Source organism: Azonexus sp. (genome assembly GCF_047638095.1).
Lineage (GTDB): Bacteria > Pseudomonadota > Gammaproteobacteria > Burkholderiales > Rhodocyclaceae > Azonexus.
Map to the genome: position 1 here is coordinate 1 of NZ_JBLJBW010000002.1, position 16162 is coordinate 16162.

At 58.7% G+C, this 16162-nt stretch carries 15 protein-coding genes; 9 read left to right on the forward strand and 6 right to left on the reverse strand.

Annotated features, from left to right (window positions below; translation table 11 throughout):
- Positions 1-115: 115 nt before the first annotated feature.
- Genes ACM62Q_RS00580 through mnmG form a run of 4 tightly spaced genes read right to left on the reverse strand, consistent with a single transcriptional unit; the run spans position 116 to position 4240 of the window.
- A complete protein-coding gene (locus ACM62Q_RS00580; protein ID WP_415033028.1) occupies positions 116-964 on the reverse strand; it encodes a ParB/RepB/Spo0J family partition protein in 849 nt (282 codons plus the stop codon).
- Positions 961-1722 (reverse strand): ParA family protein, encoded by a 762-nt coding sequence (locus ACM62Q_RS00585; protein ID WP_415033029.1) that lies wholly within the window; start codon positions 1720-1722, stop codon positions 961-963. The genes ACM62Q_RS00580 and ACM62Q_RS00585 overlap by 4 nt, the downstream gene beginning before the upstream one ends.
- Positions 1719-2357, reverse strand: coding sequence for a 16S rRNA (guanine(527)-N(7))-methyltransferase RsmG (gene rsmG / locus ACM62Q_RS00590; RefSeq protein WP_415033030.1), 639 nt, complete (start codon positions 2355-2357; stop codon positions 1719-1721). The genes ACM62Q_RS00585 and rsmG overlap by 4 nt, the downstream gene beginning before the upstream one ends.
- The gene (mnmG, locus tag ACM62Q_RS00595) at positions 2354-4240 is read right to left on the reverse strand and encodes a tRNA uridine-5-carboxymethylaminomethyl(34) synthesis enzyme MnmG (protein ID WP_415033031.1); all 1887 of its coding nucleotides are present in this window, start codon (positions 4238-4240) and stop codon (positions 2354-2356) included. The genes rsmG and mnmG overlap by 4 nt, the downstream gene beginning before the upstream one ends.
- Positions 4241-4400: 160 nt before the next feature.
- Between mnmG and ACM62Q_RS00600 the strand changes: the two genes are divergently transcribed.
- From ACM62Q_RS00600 to ACM62Q_RS00635, 8 genes are all read left to right on the forward strand, one after another.
- A complete protein-coding gene (locus ACM62Q_RS00600; protein WP_415033032.1) occupies positions 4401-6107 on the forward strand; it encodes a response regulator in 1707 nt (568 codons plus the stop codon).
- 211 nt (positions 6108-6318) lie between these two features.
- Positions 6319-6924 carry a riboflavin synthase gene (locus ACM62Q_RS00605; protein WP_415033033.1) on the forward strand — a complete coding sequence of 202 codons (606 nt, stop codon included), beginning with the start codon at positions 6319-6321 and terminating at the stop codon, positions 6922-6924.
- Positions 6925-7066: 142 nt separating this feature from the next.
- Positions 7067-7414: a hypothetical protein gene (locus ACM62Q_RS00610; RefSeq protein WP_415033034.1), complete on the forward strand. Its 348-nt coding sequence runs from the start codon at positions 7067-7069 to the stop codon at positions 7412-7414.
- A 33-nt stretch (positions 7415-7447) separates the two neighbouring features.
- Positions 7448-7954, forward strand: a complete 507-nt coding sequence (locus ACM62Q_RS00615) for a hypothetical protein (protein ID WP_415033035.1) — start codon at positions 7448-7450, stop codon at positions 7952-7954.
- A 432-nt stretch (positions 7955-8386) separates the two neighbouring features.
- On the forward strand, positions 8387-9313 hold the full coding sequence (locus ACM62Q_RS00620) for a transporter (protein ID WP_415033036.1): 927 nt from the start codon (positions 8387-8389) through the stop codon (positions 9311-9313).
- 112 nt (positions 9314-9425) lie between these two features.
- Positions 9426-11381, forward strand: coding sequence for an acetoacetate--CoA ligase (locus tag ACM62Q_RS00625; RefSeq protein ID WP_415033037.1), 1956 nt, complete (start codon positions 9426-9428; stop codon positions 11379-11381).
- Between the two features lie 101 nt (positions 11382-11482).
- A complete protein-coding gene (locus ACM62Q_RS00630; protein ID WP_415033038.1) occupies positions 11483-11806 on the forward strand; it encodes a ribbon-helix-helix domain-containing protein in 324 nt (107 codons plus the stop codon).
- Positions 11803-12123 (forward strand): type II toxin-antitoxin system RelE/ParE family toxin, encoded by a 321-nt coding sequence (locus ACM62Q_RS00635; protein WP_415033039.1) that lies wholly within the window; start codon positions 11803-11805, stop codon positions 12121-12123. The genes ACM62Q_RS00630 and ACM62Q_RS00635 overlap by 4 nt, the downstream gene beginning before the upstream one ends.
- A gap of 59 nt (positions 12124-12182) precedes the next feature.
- Here ACM62Q_RS00635 and ACM62Q_RS00640 read toward each other — a convergent pair whose 3' ends face one another.
- Complete coding sequence (locus ACM62Q_RS00640) at positions 12183-13232, reverse strand: acyltransferase family protein (RefSeq protein ID WP_415033040.1); 1050 nt, start codon at positions 13230-13232, stop codon at positions 12183-12185.
- A 137-nt stretch (positions 13233-13369) separates the two neighbouring features.
- Complete coding sequence (gene yegQ / locus ACM62Q_RS00645; protein WP_415033041.1) at positions 13370-14656, reverse strand: tRNA 5-hydroxyuridine modification protein YegQ; 1287 nt, start codon at positions 14654-14656, stop codon at positions 13370-13372.
- A 43-nt stretch (positions 14657-14699) separates the two neighbouring features.
- Here yegQ and rng point away from each other — a divergent pair, with 43 nt between their 5' ends.
- Entirely contained in the window at positions 14700-16151 is a 1452-nt protein-coding gene (rng, locus tag ACM62Q_RS00650) for a ribonuclease G (protein ID WP_415033042.1), read from the forward strand.
- The last annotated feature ends 11 nt before the right edge of the window (positions 16152-16162 follow it).

Consider the following 16162-nt stretch of genomic DNA (forward strand, 5'->3'; position numbering starts at 1 on the left):
CATGGTGCTATGCAATCGTCAGCCGGCGTGCCACACAGACCTAAATGATACAAGACTTCAAAAAAGACCGTCAATGGGCAAGCGCCGTTTTCGCCAGTCAAAAACAGTGAAAATCTCAACGCAAGCGCCCCAAAATCCCCTCCAGCTGGTCCAAGTTGCCAAACTCGATGGTGATTTTTCCGGCCCCTTTTTTGTTGCTGCGTATCGCCACATTGGCCCCTACGGCATCAGCAATTTCTTCCTGCAGGCGCAATAGGTCGCGATCCGGTGCCGGCGTCGGCGATTTTTTCGGCGGATTGACGATTTGCTGCACCAAGCGTTCGGCTTCGCGCACCGATAAGGACAGCTTGACGATGCGCTGCGCCACCGCCACCTGTTGTACCGCAGACAAGGGAAGCAAGGCGCGGGCATGGCCCATGTCGATCTTGCCGGCCATCAACAATTCCTGCACGCCGTTTGACAGCTGCAGCAAACGCAACAGGTTCGAGGTCGCCGGACGTGAGCGCCCGACAGCATCAGCGGCTTCCTGGTGGCTCAGGCCAAATTCATCGATCAAGCGCTGCAAACCCTGCGCTTCTTCCAGCGGGTTGAGGTTTTCGCGCTGGATGTTTTCGATCAAGGCCATGGCGAGCGCCTGCTCGTCGGCGATCTGGCGCACCAGCACCGGCACTTCCGCCAGCCCGGCGCGCTGCGCCGCCCGCCAGCGCCGTTCGCCGGCGACGATTTCGTAACGCTCCGCCCCCGGCGTGGCGTCAATGGCGCGCACCAGAATCGGCTGCATCAAGCCTTGCGCCGTGATGGAGGCGGCCAGTTCGTTGAGCGATGCTTCGTCCATCTGCGTGCGCGGTTGGTATTTGCCTGGCTTCAAACGCTCGACCGGCAGCTTGCGCAACTCTTCTGTTTTGGCGCTGCTGCTGCTTAACAGCGCGTCGAGGCCGCGCCCCAAACCTTTCATTTTGCTCATGCGCTCACCCTTGCGAGAATTTCCTGGGCAAGCGCATTGTAGGCTTGCGCGCCCTTGGAGTTTTTATCGAATGCATTGACCGGTTTGCCGTAAGACGGCGCTTCCGCCAGCCGCACATTACGCGGCACGATGGTCTGATACACCTTGCCGCCGAAGTGATTTTCCAGCTCGTTCGAGACCTGTTGCGTCAGCGTGCTTTGCCCGTTGTACATGGTGCGCAGCAGCCCCTCGATCTCCAGGCGGCCGTTTAAGCTGTGACGTATTTTGCGCAAGGTTTCGACCAGGTCAGACAAACCCTCCAGCGCGTAATACTCGCACTGCATCGGGATCAGCACTGAATCAGCGGCAACCAAAGCATTGACCGTCAACATATTGAGCGCCGGGGGGCAATCGATGAGCACGAAATCGTAAGCCGCCTGACCGGCAAGCAAGGCTTCGCGCAGTCGGAATTCGCGGTTCTCGAGCGCGATCAATTCCACCTCGGCACCGGCCAGCTCCCGGTTGGCCGGCAGAATATCGAAAGCAAACTCGGTTGCCAGGCAAACCTCCGTCAGTGTCGCTGCCCCAATCAGCAGTTGATACACCGTCGGCAAGGCTTCTTTTTTGGTAATCCCCGCGCCGGTTGTCGCATTGCCCTGCGGATCCATGTCGATCAGCAAGACGCGTTGAGCGAGCGTCCCTAAAGCCGCCGCCAGATTCACCGCCGTCGTCGTCTTGCCGACGCCGCCTTTCTGATTGGTGATCGCCAATATTTTCATGTGCTCACTTTCAGAAAAATGAGGTGTCTTTCTGCCGCCAGCCCCGGCACCGTCAAACTGAGCGTGCGCTCGATGCCGATACCCTGGGGCAGCGCGGTCAATTCTTCTGCGGGATAGCACCCTTTCATCGCCAGCCAGCGGCCGCCCGGTGCCAGCAGATGCTGCGTCAGGGCAACAAAGGTTTTCAGCTCGGCAAACGCGCGCGAACTGATTTGCGCATACTGCCCTGTCATGCTCTCGACCCGCGCATGATGCACGCGCACATTCTTTAAGCCAAGCTCGATGACCGCTTGTTGCAAAAAACTGGTTTTCTTGTGCACGGTATCCACCAGATCGATCGACAACTCCGGGCAAGCAATGGCCAGCGGAATGCCGGGCAAACCGCCGCCCGCGCCAACGTCGAGCAGCTTCCCCGCGCCGAGGTGCGGCACGATGGCCAGCGAATCAAGCAGGTGATGCGACAAAACTTGCGCCGAATCGCGTAAAGCCGTCAGGTTGTAGGTTTTGTTCCATTTCAAGAGCAGCTGCGCAAAAGCCAGCAACTGCGCCTGAGCCTTGGCCGGCAGCGTCAATCCCAGCTGCGCCAGGCCCGCCGCCAGATCGGCATCGCGCGTCATGATTTGTGCCGTGCTCATGCGGCCTGCAAGAGACTGGAACGTTTGAGATAGACCAGCAGCAGAGAAATTGCCGCCGGCGTCACGCCCTGGATGCGCGAGGCCTGACCCAGGGTTTGCGGCTGATGTTGCTGGAGCTTTTGTTTCACTTCATTGGATAAACCAGGCACCACGCCGTAGTCCAGGGCTGGCGGCAGTGCCAGGGTTTCATAACTTGCTGCCTTGGCGACCTCTTCCGCCTGACGCTCGATATAGCCGCGATATTTGGCTGAAATTTCCAGTTGCTCAACCACCTCCGGCGCGCCCAATGCCTCACCCGCCCCGGGCAAAGTGAGCAATTCGGCGTAAGTCACTTCCGGGCGGCGCAGCAGTTCGAACAGGCTGTATTCATGTTCGATGGCTTTGCCCAAAACGCGCACACAATCTTCTTGCGGCGTTATTTTCGGATTGATCCAGGTGCTTTTCAGGCGCTCCTCTTCTGCGGCAATGGCATCGCGCTTGCGGCAAAATGCTTCCCAGCGCACATCGTCGACCAGGCCCAAGGCGCGTCCCTGCTCGGTCAGGCGCAAATCCGCATTGTCTTCGCGCAGACTCAAGCGGTATTCGGCGCGACTGGTGAACATGCGGTAAGGATCGTTCACCCCGCGCGTGATCAAATCGTCGACCAGCACCCCGAGATAGGCTTCATTACGCTTCGGGCACCAGCCCGGCTCGCCGCGCCCGTAACGCACGGCGTTGATGCCCGCCAGCAGACCTTGCGCCGCCGCCTCTTCGTAGCCCGTGGTGCCATTGATCTGGCCGGCAAAAAAGAGCCCGTGAATCTGCTTGGTTTCCAGGCTGTCTTTCAAAGCGCGCGGATCGTAAAAATCGTATTCGATGGCGTAACCCGGGCGCAGGATATGGCAGTTTTCCAGACCACGGATCGAGCGCACCGCCGCCAGTTGAATATCGAAGGGCAGACTGGTCGACACCCCGTTCGGGTAGATTTCGTGCGTGTCCAGCCCTTCCGGCTCGAGAAAGACGTTGTGTTTGTCCTTGTCGGCAAAACGGTGGATCTTGTCTTCGATCGATGGGCAGTAACGCGGCCCCACCCCTTCGATAACGCCGGTGTACATCGGCGAACGATCCAGCCCGCTGCGAATGATGTCGTGCGTTTTTTCGTTGGTTTCGGTAATCCAGCATGGCAACTGGCGCGGATGCTGCGCGGCGGTGCCGAGAAAAGAAAAGACCGGTAGCGGATCATCTGAGTGCTGCACCTGCATCACCGAAAAATCGATACTCTTGCCGTCCAGACGCGGCGGCGTCCCCGTTTTCAAGCGCCCTTGCGGCAACTTCAATTCCTGCAGACGCGCTGCCAGCGACAGCGAGGGCGGGTCCCCCATGCGCCCGCCGGTGTAATGTTCCAGGCCGACGTGGATTTTGCCGTTGAGAAACGTTCCCGCCGTCAGCACCACGCTGTTGGCCATGAACCGGATGCCCAAACGCGTCACCGCGCCGCGCACCACATCGCCTTCGACGATCAAATCGTCACAGGCCTGAGCAAAAATGTACAGATTGGGCTGGTTTTCCAGGCGCGTGCGAATCGCCTGACGGTACAGCACGCGATCCGCCTGCGCCCGCGTCGCCCGCACCGCCGGCCCTTTGGAGGCATTGAGCAGGCGAAACTGGATTCCTGCCACATCGGTGGCCGCCGCCATGGTGCCGCCCAGGGCGTCGACTTCACGCACCAGATGTCCCTTGCCGATGCCACCGATCGACGGATTGCAGCTCAGCGCTCCCAGGGTTTCGAGGTTGTGCGTCAGCAACAAAGTTTTTGCCCCGGTGCGCGCTGCCGCCAGCGCGGCCTCCGTACCGGCATGGCCGCCGCCGACAACGATCACATCGAAATGCGTGGGATAAAGCATAGATAACAGTCGAAAATAAGAGTGCTGCAGCGCACCAGAGGGGCGCAAAAGAGCCGGCAATTTTACGTCAGGTGGCTGAAAAAACACAGAAAGCCGCCGCCGGCCATTTTTTCTTCGGCCCGTGCTTGCCGGTCTGACGGGCTTGCAGTAATTTCCGGGCATGCAGACCTACAGCCCAAAATCAACCGAAATGCTGGAAAACGAGGAAATGCTCCTCGTGTTGCAACAAGCGCTCACCAAAAAACGGGTGTTGATCGTCGACCGCCATGCGCCGGCGCGCGAATCGGTGCGCTTGATGCTCGGCACCCTGGGGGTCACACAGGTGCACGGTGCGGGCAATGCGGCCGAAGTCATCCGCCAGGTCAGGGCCAACCGTTTCGACATCATTTTGTCTGACTTCGTCCTCGACGACGGCCGCGACGGCCAGCAATTATTGGAAGAATTGCGTCACGCCGCCCTCATCGGGCCGGGGACGGTGTATATCATCGTGACCGGCGAGCGCACTTACACCAATGTCGTCGCCTTGGCCGAGCTCGCCCCGGACGATTACCTGATCAAGCCGTTTACCGCCGATCAACTGCAGGCGCGTCTGATCCGTGCGATTTACAAAAAACATCTGCTGCGTCGCATTTACGAAAAAATTGAGGCCAGCGATTTTGACGAAGCACTCGCCGCCTGCGACCGCGTCATCACACAGCACCCGGCCTACATGTATGACGCCTACCGCTTCAAAGGCGAGCTTCTCTTGCAACTGGGGCGCACAGAAGAAGCCGAAGCCTTGTTTCGCAAAGTGCTCGAAGGGCGCATGGCCCCGTGGGTCAACATGGGCCTGGCCACTGCGCTACGCGACCGGGGCGCACTGGAGGAAGCCGCGCTCCTGGCCGAGCAGGTTTTGATCGATGCGCCGGATTTTCTCGCCGCCTACGATTTTCTCGCGGCCGTGCAGGAGAAGCGCGGGCTTTTGGAAAACGCCCAGGAAGTCCTGCAACGCGCCGCCGACGTTTCCCCGCACAACACCTTGCGCCAGCGCATGGTGGGCGATATTGCAGCGCGCAATGAAGATTTGCTCAGCGCAGAAAAAGCCTATGGCAAGGTGCTCGAGCGCAGCAAAGGCTCCTCTTTGCGCAGCGTCGACGATTTCGCCAATCTCGCGCGCACCATGGCCGAACGCGGCAATATCGATGCCTCGCGCAAACTCCTCGGTGAATTAAAGCGTGAATTGCGCGGCGACAAAGAAGCCGAGCTTGCCGCTCTGTCCCACGAAAGCCTTTGCCTCGCCGCCGAAGGCGCAAGCGACAAAGCCCGTGCCTGTGCCGAACAAGCCATTGCCTTGCAAAAAACGCTGGAAGAAGATCTTGCCAGCCGCGGTAAAACCACCTCCCAGCGGCTCAATCTCGACCTCGCGCAAGCCTGTTACGCCAGCGGCCTCGAGGCGGCGGGCGAACAAATCATCCGTCAAACCGTGGCCGAAAATCACGACGACAACCAGCTCATCCATCAGGCCAGCCGCGTTTTTGAAAAAACCAATCAAGCGCAAGGCGCCAGCATCCTCGAACAGATCAACCGCCAGATCAACGAACTCAGCAGCCGCGGCGAAAATGCCGCCCGCGCCGGCGATTTGGCGGGTGCTGCCGATCTCTACACGCAAGCCGCCGAGCAGGCCCCCAACATCCGCAACCTGATCGAAGCCGCCAACAGCCTCTACCTCTTGATGGACCGCCGAGGCTGGGATGCCAGCCTGGCCGCCAGCGCGCACGATTACCTGGAGCGCGCCCAACGCAAGGACCGCAAACACCCGAAAGTTCTCGCCACTCGCCAACTGGCACACAGCGTGGCGCGTAAATACGGGATTGACGTTACCGCCTGAGCCATTTTTGTTGCGCGAGGTGTTTCCCTGCCCAGGGACTGAGACGCCGCACGCCAGCACGCCGACAGAAAATTCATTCGGTGCTCTGCTCTGAAAGGCAGGATGACAAACCCGCCTCAGGCCTACGATCCACATTGCTTTAAGCCAGCCAGCTGAACGCCCAAGAGCCAGGCGCGCATGTTAGAGTTTTCCTTTTTTTGAGGAATCTGCCATGTTCTCTGGCATCGTCGCGACCATTGGCCGCATCACCCAGGTGACTGCGCGCGAAGTCGGCTGTCGCCTCACCGTCGAAGCCGGCCAACTTACACTGGACGACGTCGCTCTGGGTGACTCCATCGCCCATAACGGCGTCTGCCTCACCGTGGTCGGTAAGGAAGGCAAGAGTTTCATGGTCGATGTGTCGCCGGAAACCCTCTCCTGCACCGTCGGCCTTGCCGCCCCCGGCCCGGTCAACCTGGAAAAAGCGCTGCGCTTGAACGATGTCATCGGCGGCCACCTGGTGTCCGGTCACGTCGATGGCATCGGCGAAGTGGTGCGCTTTGACCCCATCGGCGACAACCGTCTGCTGGAAATCCGCGCCCCGCAAGACATTGCCCGCTACATCGCGCGCAAAGGCTCGATCGTGGTCGACGGCACCAGCCTCACCACCAACACCGTCGCCGACGACACATTCACCATCAACCTCATCCCCCACACCCTGGAAAACACCACCCTCGGCCGCCTGCAGCCCGGCAGCCAGGTCAATCTGGAAGTGGACCTCATTGCCCGTTATGTTGAGCGGATTCTTGCCGTGTCCAACGCAGCACACGCTTCTTGAGTTTCACTTGGAAGGAAACAATGCCCGCGACCATGAGTTTCTTTCCCGTCAGAAAAATGGCTGCTTACTTCAGCCGGATGGGTTTTGACACATGATTATGTGTTATACTTAATTATGTGTTATTAGCCTCTCGGAGGATAAAATGGCTGCAACTGTAAATTTTACCGGTTCCGTTGATCGTGACCTGCTCAAGCGCGCCAAGATCATTGCTGCCAAGTCGGACACCTCCATCAATGCGCTGTTTAATGCAGAGCTTCGCTATTTGGTGGAAACCTTTGAGTCCGCCGAGCGTAGCGGTAATCAAAACTTCAGAACGCTGCTGGATTTTTCGCTGGGTCGTATCGGCGACGATGAAGCTCTTTCCGCCTTGGGGATCGACAGTCAGGAGGATCTGTTCTTGCTGATGGCGCAGGCTCATCTGCCCATGCCACGCATTCCCGAAGCTCAGACGCAGCAGATGGTGGACAGCCTCCATGCGCTGACCTCTTGATCGGCAAGGATGCTGCCTACACCCGCAGAGATTGTGCTGCTGCCCGATGCCGGGCCATTGATTACGCTCGCCTACGCTGACTCGCTCGATCTACTTTTCAAGCCGGGCTGGTCGGTGGCGCTGGTGGATATGGTCCTGCATGAAGTGACGCGCAACCAGACGCCGACTAGCGAGAAGCTTGCGCAATGGGCTCAAGCCAAGAACTTGCCAGTGCTTCCGACCAAGATTCATGAACATTATCAGCAGCGCCTGTTATCCAACTCAATTTCCCCCCGAAAATCGAATCTCGGCGAACTGGCGATTCAAGAGTCAATGAATCACTTTGCTTGCGAGCAACCGCCGAAAACGGGCGTTTTTCTGTTTGAAGATCACAAAATCGCCCGCGCTAATTTTGTCGTGCCAGACAACTGCCGCAAGGTCAGTACCAGGGCATTCCTATTGTTTCTTGAGCAAAAAGGCTGGCTAGCGTCCGCCGCCGAGATTGAACGCAAGGCGATCCATGCCGGGCGAGCATTTTCAAATTTGCGCTTTCCACCATGACCAGTCCGCTCAACTGTCAGCGGAACCCGGCTCCCCCACAGCCCGAAGCGTTTCTTGGTGGCGACAGCGCCGTAATCCGCAAAGGCTCACTTCAGCTTGGCATGATCGAAGCCGGACAATTTGCATTCCACCAACAGACTCGCTCTTTGTGTCCTACCACCGGGAGAGTGATTGCACTCGGCAGTGCGAGTAACTCGCTTGGCATTAAGTCAGAGAATATAGAATTGAACGATGGCTTTCGCCCGCCCTACTTGGCTTTAGCGCGATTTGCGCAGGAGATAGGCCGCAGGTGATGTGCGACGGTGTTTTTGGCGATATTTTTGGATTGTCCAATGCAAAAGTGGCTTAAATACATAGATTTGACACCATTTGACAATATCGCTCGCCATTGCGAGCGCCTGTTGAGTCATCACCATGCGGTCTGAGCGGCCTATGTGGCAAGACCTCCCCCGGCGATTGCGCTTGAGCGCCCGGGTGCTTTGCCTCGCGCTGTGGAGCACGGCGGCGCTTGCCACCGAAGGCGGCGGCAGTGCTTATCCAGTGGGCGTGGAAACCAATATGACCGGGATGATGCTGCCGGAGGGCAGCCATTTTCTGCTCTATTACCAGCATTACCAAGCGGATCGCCTGTTGGCCAACGACGGCAAGAAAAACCCGCGCGTCAAGGATTTCGATAGCCGCGCCGATGTCATGGCTTGGCGTTTGTCGCAGATTTGGCGGGGGGTGAAATTTGCCGGAGCGAATGTCGAAAGTCGCATTGTGCTGCCGCTTTTGGCTGTCGATCTCGAGCTTATGGCGGGCGGCATCGAGCGCGGCGGCCAGCGTCGGGGGGTGGGAGATTTGACTTTGGCACCGGCTTTTCTCGGCTGGCACGAGGGGGCGCTGCATCGTTTGGCTGGCATTGAATTCATCGCCCCGACAGGGAGTTACTCGGCGGCGCGTACGGTGAATTCCGGGCGCAAAGCTTGGCAGGCCGCCGCCCTCTACGGGGTGACCTGGCTGCCTGGCGCGTGGGAAACTTCGGCGCGTGTGCGCTTTGCCGTCAATAGCCGTAACCGTGTGACGGATTACCGTTCCGGCAATGAACTCAGCCTTGAATTCAGCGGCGGTTACCGCTTTGCACCGGGTTGGTCAGCTGGTGTCAATGGCTATGTTTACCGCCAAACAAGCGATGACCGCCAAGGCGGGCGCACCGTCAATGACCACGGCAACCGAGGTGCCGTCAATGCGCTCGGGCCTTATCTCGCCTGGTCGCCGGCCCCTGGCATGGGCATCGTTGCCAAGTGGCAGATCGAAAGCGAGGCCAAAAACCGCCCGCAAGGTCAGCGCTTCTGGCTGCAGGCGCGCTATGCCTTTTGAGCGCAGTGCAATCCCCCTATGTCGACGATTGTCCGGGTAACGACAATTCCAGCGGCAAGCGGCTGTTAAGCTGCGGCGATACCTTTGTCAAAAACTTTGTAAAGGATGCGCCATGCCCGCTAGCACCACCTCTCTACCACTCTGGACACCAGACCCCGCCAGCGCCGGCCAAACGCAAATGGCGCAGTTCATGGCGGCGAGCGGCCACGCGGATTACGCAGCCCTGTGGCGCTGGTCGGTCGATCAGCCGGAAGTTTTCTGGCCAAAAATCTGGGATTTTTGCAAGCTGCGCGGCACGATGGGCGCTTCTGTATTGGAAAACGGCGAGCAAATGCCCGGCGCGCGCTGGTTTCCAGAAGCGCGACTGAATTACGCTGAAAACCTTCTGCAAAACCGCTCCGGGGCGAGTGACGCCCTTGTCTTTTGGGGGGAAAACCAGGTCAAGCGGCGCTGGTCGCAGGCCGAGCTATACGCCGAAGTTGCGCGTTTTCAGCAATATCTGCGCCGTTTGGGCGTGGGCCAAGGTGACCGGGTGGCGGCCTATCTGCCCAACCTGCCGGAAACATTGGCCGCCATGCTTGCTACCACGGCGCTGGGGGCAATTTGGTCGTCTGCCTCGCCCGATTTTGGCGTGCAAGGCGTACTCGATCGCTTCGGCCAGATCACACCCAAAGTGCTCATCTGTGTCGATGGGTATTGGTACAACGGCAAACAGGTGGATTGCCGGAGCAAGAATGCAGACGTTATCGCACAACTGCCCAGCCTCGTCGGCGTTGTGCATGTGGGGTATCTCGCTTGGGAAATTCCCGCCGCCAGCGGCCCAGAAAGCATCACTTGGGCGGCGCTGCCGAGCGCCAAGGAAGAGATCGTTTTTACACCGCTGCCTTTTGCTCACCCGCTGTTCATCATGTATTCCTCGGGCACGACCGGGGTGCCGAAATGCATTGTGCATTGTCATGGCGGCGTCCTCCTGCAACACCTCAAGGAACACATCCTACATAGCGACGTGCGTCCCGGCGACCGCCTCTTTTACTTCACCACCTGCGGCTGGATGATGTGGAACTGGCAGGTTTCCGCACTGGCCGCCGGGGCCAGCCTGCTGCTCTACGACGGTTCGCCCTTTGCCGATGGCGGCAAGGTCTTGTTCGATTACGCCGAAGCCGAAGGCATGACGCATTTTGGTACCTCCGCCAAATTCATCGACGCCGCTGCCAAAATGGGCCTGACGCCGGGCAAAACGCACGATTTGTCCGCCCTGCGCGCACTTTTCTCCACCGGCAGCCCCTTGTCGCCCGAAGGTTTTGACTGGGTGTACCGCGAAATCAAGCAAAACCTCTTGCTCGCTTCCATTTCTGGCGGCACCGACATCGTTTCCTGTTTTGTCTTGGGTAACCCGGTTTTGCCGGTGTATCGCGGCGAAATCCAGTGTCGCGGCTTGGGTATGGCAGTCGATGTTTTCGATGAGGATGGCCAGCCGGTGCGCGGCGAAAAAGGCGAGCTGGTCTGCACCCGCCCTTTCCCGGTGATGCCGATCGGTTTCTGGAACGACCCCGACGACAGCAAATATCGCGCCGCCTATTTCGAACGCTTTCCCAACATCTGGTGCCACGGCGATTTTTCTGAACTCACCGCGCACGACGGCGTAATCATCTATGGCCGCTCCGACGCCACCCTCAACCCCGGCGGCGTGCGCATCGGCACGGCCGAAATCTACCGCCAGGTGGAGCAGTTGCCGGAGGTTCTTGAATCCATCGTCATCGGCCAGGAATGGCCGCCGGAGAAAAAGGATGACGTGCGTGTCGTGCTCTTCGTCAAACTCACCCCGGGAAAAACCCTGGACGCCGCATTGATCGAGCGTATCCGCCAGCAAATTCGCGCCAACACCACGCCGCGCCATGTGCCGGCAAAGGTGGTGCAGGTACAAGACATTCCGCGCACCAAATCCGGCAAAATCGTGGAATTGGCCGTGCGCCAGGTGGTGCACGAACGTCCGGTGAAAAATGTCGAAGCGCTGGCCAATCCAGAAGCACTCAAAGAATTTCACCAGCGCACTGAGCTTGTGGACTAAATAGATCGTCAGGCTCTCTGTTCGTTGGTGCTGACTGGGCGCGAGGGCGGGGAATCAGCCGGGCTGCGGTCTCGCTGTGGCAAGGTTGAAATGAACACCCCATGAGTATAGGATTAAATCCTACACTCATTGAGGTGGCCGATATGCGCACAACACAACAGTTCAGTATCACCCTGCCGAAGGAAATGGCAGGTCTGGTGAAGGGGATGGTGGCTGCTGGCACCTATGCTACCGAAAGTGAAGTATTCCGCGACGGGTTGCGCGCACTGATGGCGCGCGAACGCGCCATGGAGCGTTGGCTGCATGATCAGGTCGGCCCCGCCTATGATGCGCTGAAAGCAGATCCTGCCCGTGCGCTTAGCACTGACAAGGTACGTGCTCGGATTGCTGCTGAGCACAAGACAATGAGTGATAAGGCGAAATGACATTTCGTGTCGTCTTCTCGCCGGAGGCGGAAGATCAGCTGGCGGACTTGTACCATTACATTTCTGGAGTAGCATCCCCAAAGATTGCCGAACGTTACGTCAATGCCATCATCAGCTATTGCGAAACATTACAAACCTTCCCGTTGCGGGGTGCTCAGCGTGATGACATTCGTCCGAATTTGCGCATTATTCACTACAAAGGGCGGACGGTAATTGCATTTGCTGTCGATGCTCAAGAGGTTTCCATCATTGGTGTGTTCTATGGCGGGCAGGACTATGAAACAACCCTGCTGGACGATCTTGATGGTGAGAGCTGATGCCCCTGGACGCATCGCACAGCTTGCGAACACTGGTGTGTGACATGATCGCCCAAACCTCAAAACAGCCGTCGGCGCAATAAACGCCAGCGGCTGTTCAAGCGCAAGGCCGGCATCTGCCAATGCATGCCGGGCTGCTCGATGTAGCGATAAAACGCCATTCCCGCCAATACCGCGCCAGCCCAGCTCACCGCCACCCACCAGAGCAGCGCGGCGGCATCGCCGTCGGGGCTGTGGGCGAACAGCGCGTTGATCAGCAACAGCACCGGAAAATGCACGAGAAACACGCTATAAGAAATACGCCCAAAGAAAGCACTGATCCGCCACTGCGGCCAGTGGTAGAGCAAACCTTGGCGGCGGCTGGCGGCCAGCAGTAAAGCCACCGTCAAGGCGAGCAGAAGGCGCGGACGAAACTCTTCGACCAGTGCCGCGCAACCCACGCACAGCAACAGCCCCAGCCACAGCCGCAAGCGCCCCGGCGCGGACGCCCACCAGGCTGCCGCCCCCAGGCCGTAAGCGCCAAAGAAATACAGCGCCCAGTTATCCAGCGCCGGATCGCAGTTGAAGTAAAACAAGGAAAGCAGGGTCAGCGCTAAAACCAGGAGCGCCCCCCACGGTTTTTGCCCTAAGCAAAGCAAAAGGGCAAACAGGGCAAACAGCTGAAAATCGATCGCCACATACCATACCCCGGCCGACAAGGAATCCGCCCCCAACACCCCGTGTGCCAGGGTGACATGCGCCAGCCATTGCCCGAGACGCGCCCGCTCCGGAATCGCCGGGTCGTCCAGCCATTGATCGGCCAAGGCCGAGGCCACCACAGCAAGGCTGATGGCCACCGCAAACGGCCAGACCAGGCGCAGATAACGCCGAGCAATCAAGGCAAAGGGATGGGCGGCGACAAACTGCCCTGCCGGTGCCAGGCTACGCGCCGCAAGAAAGCCACCTACGACCAGGAAAACCTGCACCGCCATGCGTGCATAGTCGATCAGCCAGGCCGAAACTTCAGGAAACTCCAGCGCCATTGCCGCGCCCAAAGGCCCATAAAAAGCCAGATGATGCAAAAAAACGAGTTGTGACGCGAGCGCCTTCAAGGCGTCGATCAAGGGCATGCGGGCGGAGTTTGCGGGGTGCAAGATGAATGCTGAAGAGGTAAAAAAGCTATTCTAAAATCCTCTGTTGCGGCGCACAAAAAAATTTTTGTAGCGATTTGTTTCTTGCCGCCCGCCGCTCAGCTCATCCCGCGCCCTCAGAATAGGCGCGCCACAAAGGCCCCCAAAGCCGTCTCCGGCAGCGCCAGCCAGACGCGATGCCCGCTGCCCGGCGCGAGTGAAATGGCTTCGCCTTCGGCGTTTTCCATGCGCTCGATGCGGCAGGGAAAATTGCCGCCGGGCAGCACGCATTCGAGCGTGTCGCCGACGGCAAAACGATTCTTGACGACGATTTCCATCAGGCCGCGCACCGCATCGTAGGCCACGGCGTCGCCGACATACTGGCTTTTGTTCGATTCGGAATGGCCGCGCAGATAATTTTGATAATCGGCGTCGTGGTGGCGCTGATAAAAGCCGTCGGTATAGCCACGGTTGGCGAGATTTTCCAATTCCCCCAAAAGCTGTGCGCGAAACGGCCGGCCGGCCACGGCATCGTCGATAGCGCGACGATAGGCCTGGCTGGTGCGCGCCACGTAATACGGGCTTTTTGTGCGCCCCTCGATTTTCAAGGAATCCACGCCGATCGCCACCAGCCGCTCGACATGTTCAATGGCCCGCAAATCCTTGGAATTCATGATGTAAGTGCCGTGTTCGTCTTCTTCTATGGGCATCAGCTCGCCGGGGCGTTCGCGTTCTTCGAGGAGGATTTCCTGTTCCGGCGAGCTGTAGAAATTAATCGCCTGCCCCGCCGGCTGCCCCTCCGAAGTGCTCAGCTTGTAGTCCCAACGGCAGGAATTGGTGCAGGTGCCCTGATTGGGGTCGCGGTGATTGAAGTAGCCAGACAGCAGACAGCGGCCAGAATAGGCGATGCACAGCGCGCCATGCACGAAGACTTCCAACTCGATGTCCGGGCATTCCTGACGAATTTCTGCCACTTCGTCGAGCGACAATTCGCGCGACAAAATCACCCGCGCCACGCCCATTTTCTGCCAAAAGCACACCGCCGCCCAATTCACCGTATTGGCCTGCACCGATAAATGAATGGTCTGCTCCGGCCAGCGATTGCGCACCAGATCGATCAGACCGGGGTCGGACATGATGAGTGCATTCGGGCGCAAGGCCACCACCGGTGCCATATCGTCGAGATAGGTTTTCAGCTTGGCGTTATGCGGAAAAATGTTGCTGACCACGAAAAACTGCTTGCCCAGCCCTTGCGCTTCGGCAATCGCGCCGCCCAGAGTGGCCAAATCGCCGAATTCGTTATTGCGTACGCGCAGACTGTAACGCGGTTGGCCGGCGTAAATGGCATCAGCACCGAAGGCAAAGGCCGTGCGCATCATGGCGAGCGAACCTGCGGGGGCGAGGAGTTCCGGTGCCTTGGACATAGTAAAATCCTGAAAAATCACGAATTTTATCGTCACGAGCCCCATGAGCGAAGAAATCCTCATCAATTTCACCCCCCAGGAAACCCGCGTCGCCGTGCTGCAACAAGGCGTGGTGCAGGAGTTGCACATCGAACGCACCGCCAGCCGTGGTCTGGTGGGCAACGTCTATCTCGGGCGCATCGTGCGTATTTTGCCGGGTATGCAGTCGGCTTTTATCGACGTCGGTCTGGAGCGCACCGCTTTTTTGCATGTGGCCGACATCTGGCAGGCGCGCGACGGGACGATTGAACGGCAGATCGAAAAAATTCTGCACGAAGGTCAAAGTCTGGTCGTGCAAGTCATCAAAGATCCCATGGGCAGCAAGGGCGCGCGCCTGTCGACGCAGATTTCCATTGCTGGACGCATGCTCGTCTATCTGCCGCAAGAAAAACACATCGGCATTTCGCAGCGGATCGAGTCAGAAAGTGAGCGCGAACTCCTGCGTGAGCGGATCAACCGGCTCATGCCGGAAGACGAACAGGGCGGCTATATCGTGCGCACCAGCGCCGAAAACGCCAATGACGCGGAGTTTTCCACCGATATCGCTTACCTGCGCAAAACTTGCGCCGACATTCGCGAAAAAGCCCGCATCAGCGCGCCGCCCCATCTGCTGTACCAGGAGCTTTCGCTGGGTCAGCGCGTCCTGCGCGATTTCGTCAATCCAGAAACGGCGCGGATCAGCATCGATTCACGGGAAAACTTCCAGAAACTGGCTGTTTTTGCGCAGCAATACACGCCCGCCGTGCAGCCCCTGCTCGAACACTACACCGGCCAGCGCACGCTTTTTGATTTGCACGGGGTGGAAGATGAAATTCAGAAGGCGCTGGCGCGGCGTGTCGATCTGAAATCGGGCGGCTATCTGATTTTTGACCAGACCGAGGCAATGACCACGGTAGACGTCAACACCGGCGGTTTCGTCGGCGTGCGCAATTTTGACGACACCATTTTCAAGACCAATCTCGAAGCCGCCCTCACCATTGCCCGCCAGCTGCGCTTGCGCAACCTGGGCGGCATCATCATCGTCGATTTCATCGACATGGAAAATGAAGACCACAAGGCCGCCGTGCTGGAAGAATTCAACAAGGCTCTGGCGAGTGACCACACCCGCCTTTCGGTCAATGGTTTCACCCATCTCGGCCTGGTCGAAATGACGCGCAAACGCACCCGTGAATCGCTCGCCCATGTGCTCTGTGAGCCTTGCCCGACCTGCGAAGGGCGCGGCGAAGTGAAAACTGCGCGCACCGTGGCCTACGACATCTTGCGCGAGCTTTTGCGCGAAGCCCGCCAATTCAACGCCCGCGAATACCGCGTGCTGGCCGGCCCCGCCGTGATCGATCTCTTTCTCGACGAAGAATCCCAATCGCTGGCCATGCTCTGCGATTTCATCGGCAAAACCGTATCGCTGCAAGCCGAAACCAGCTACGCCCCGGAACAGTACGACATCGTGCTGATGTAAGCCCTCAGGAG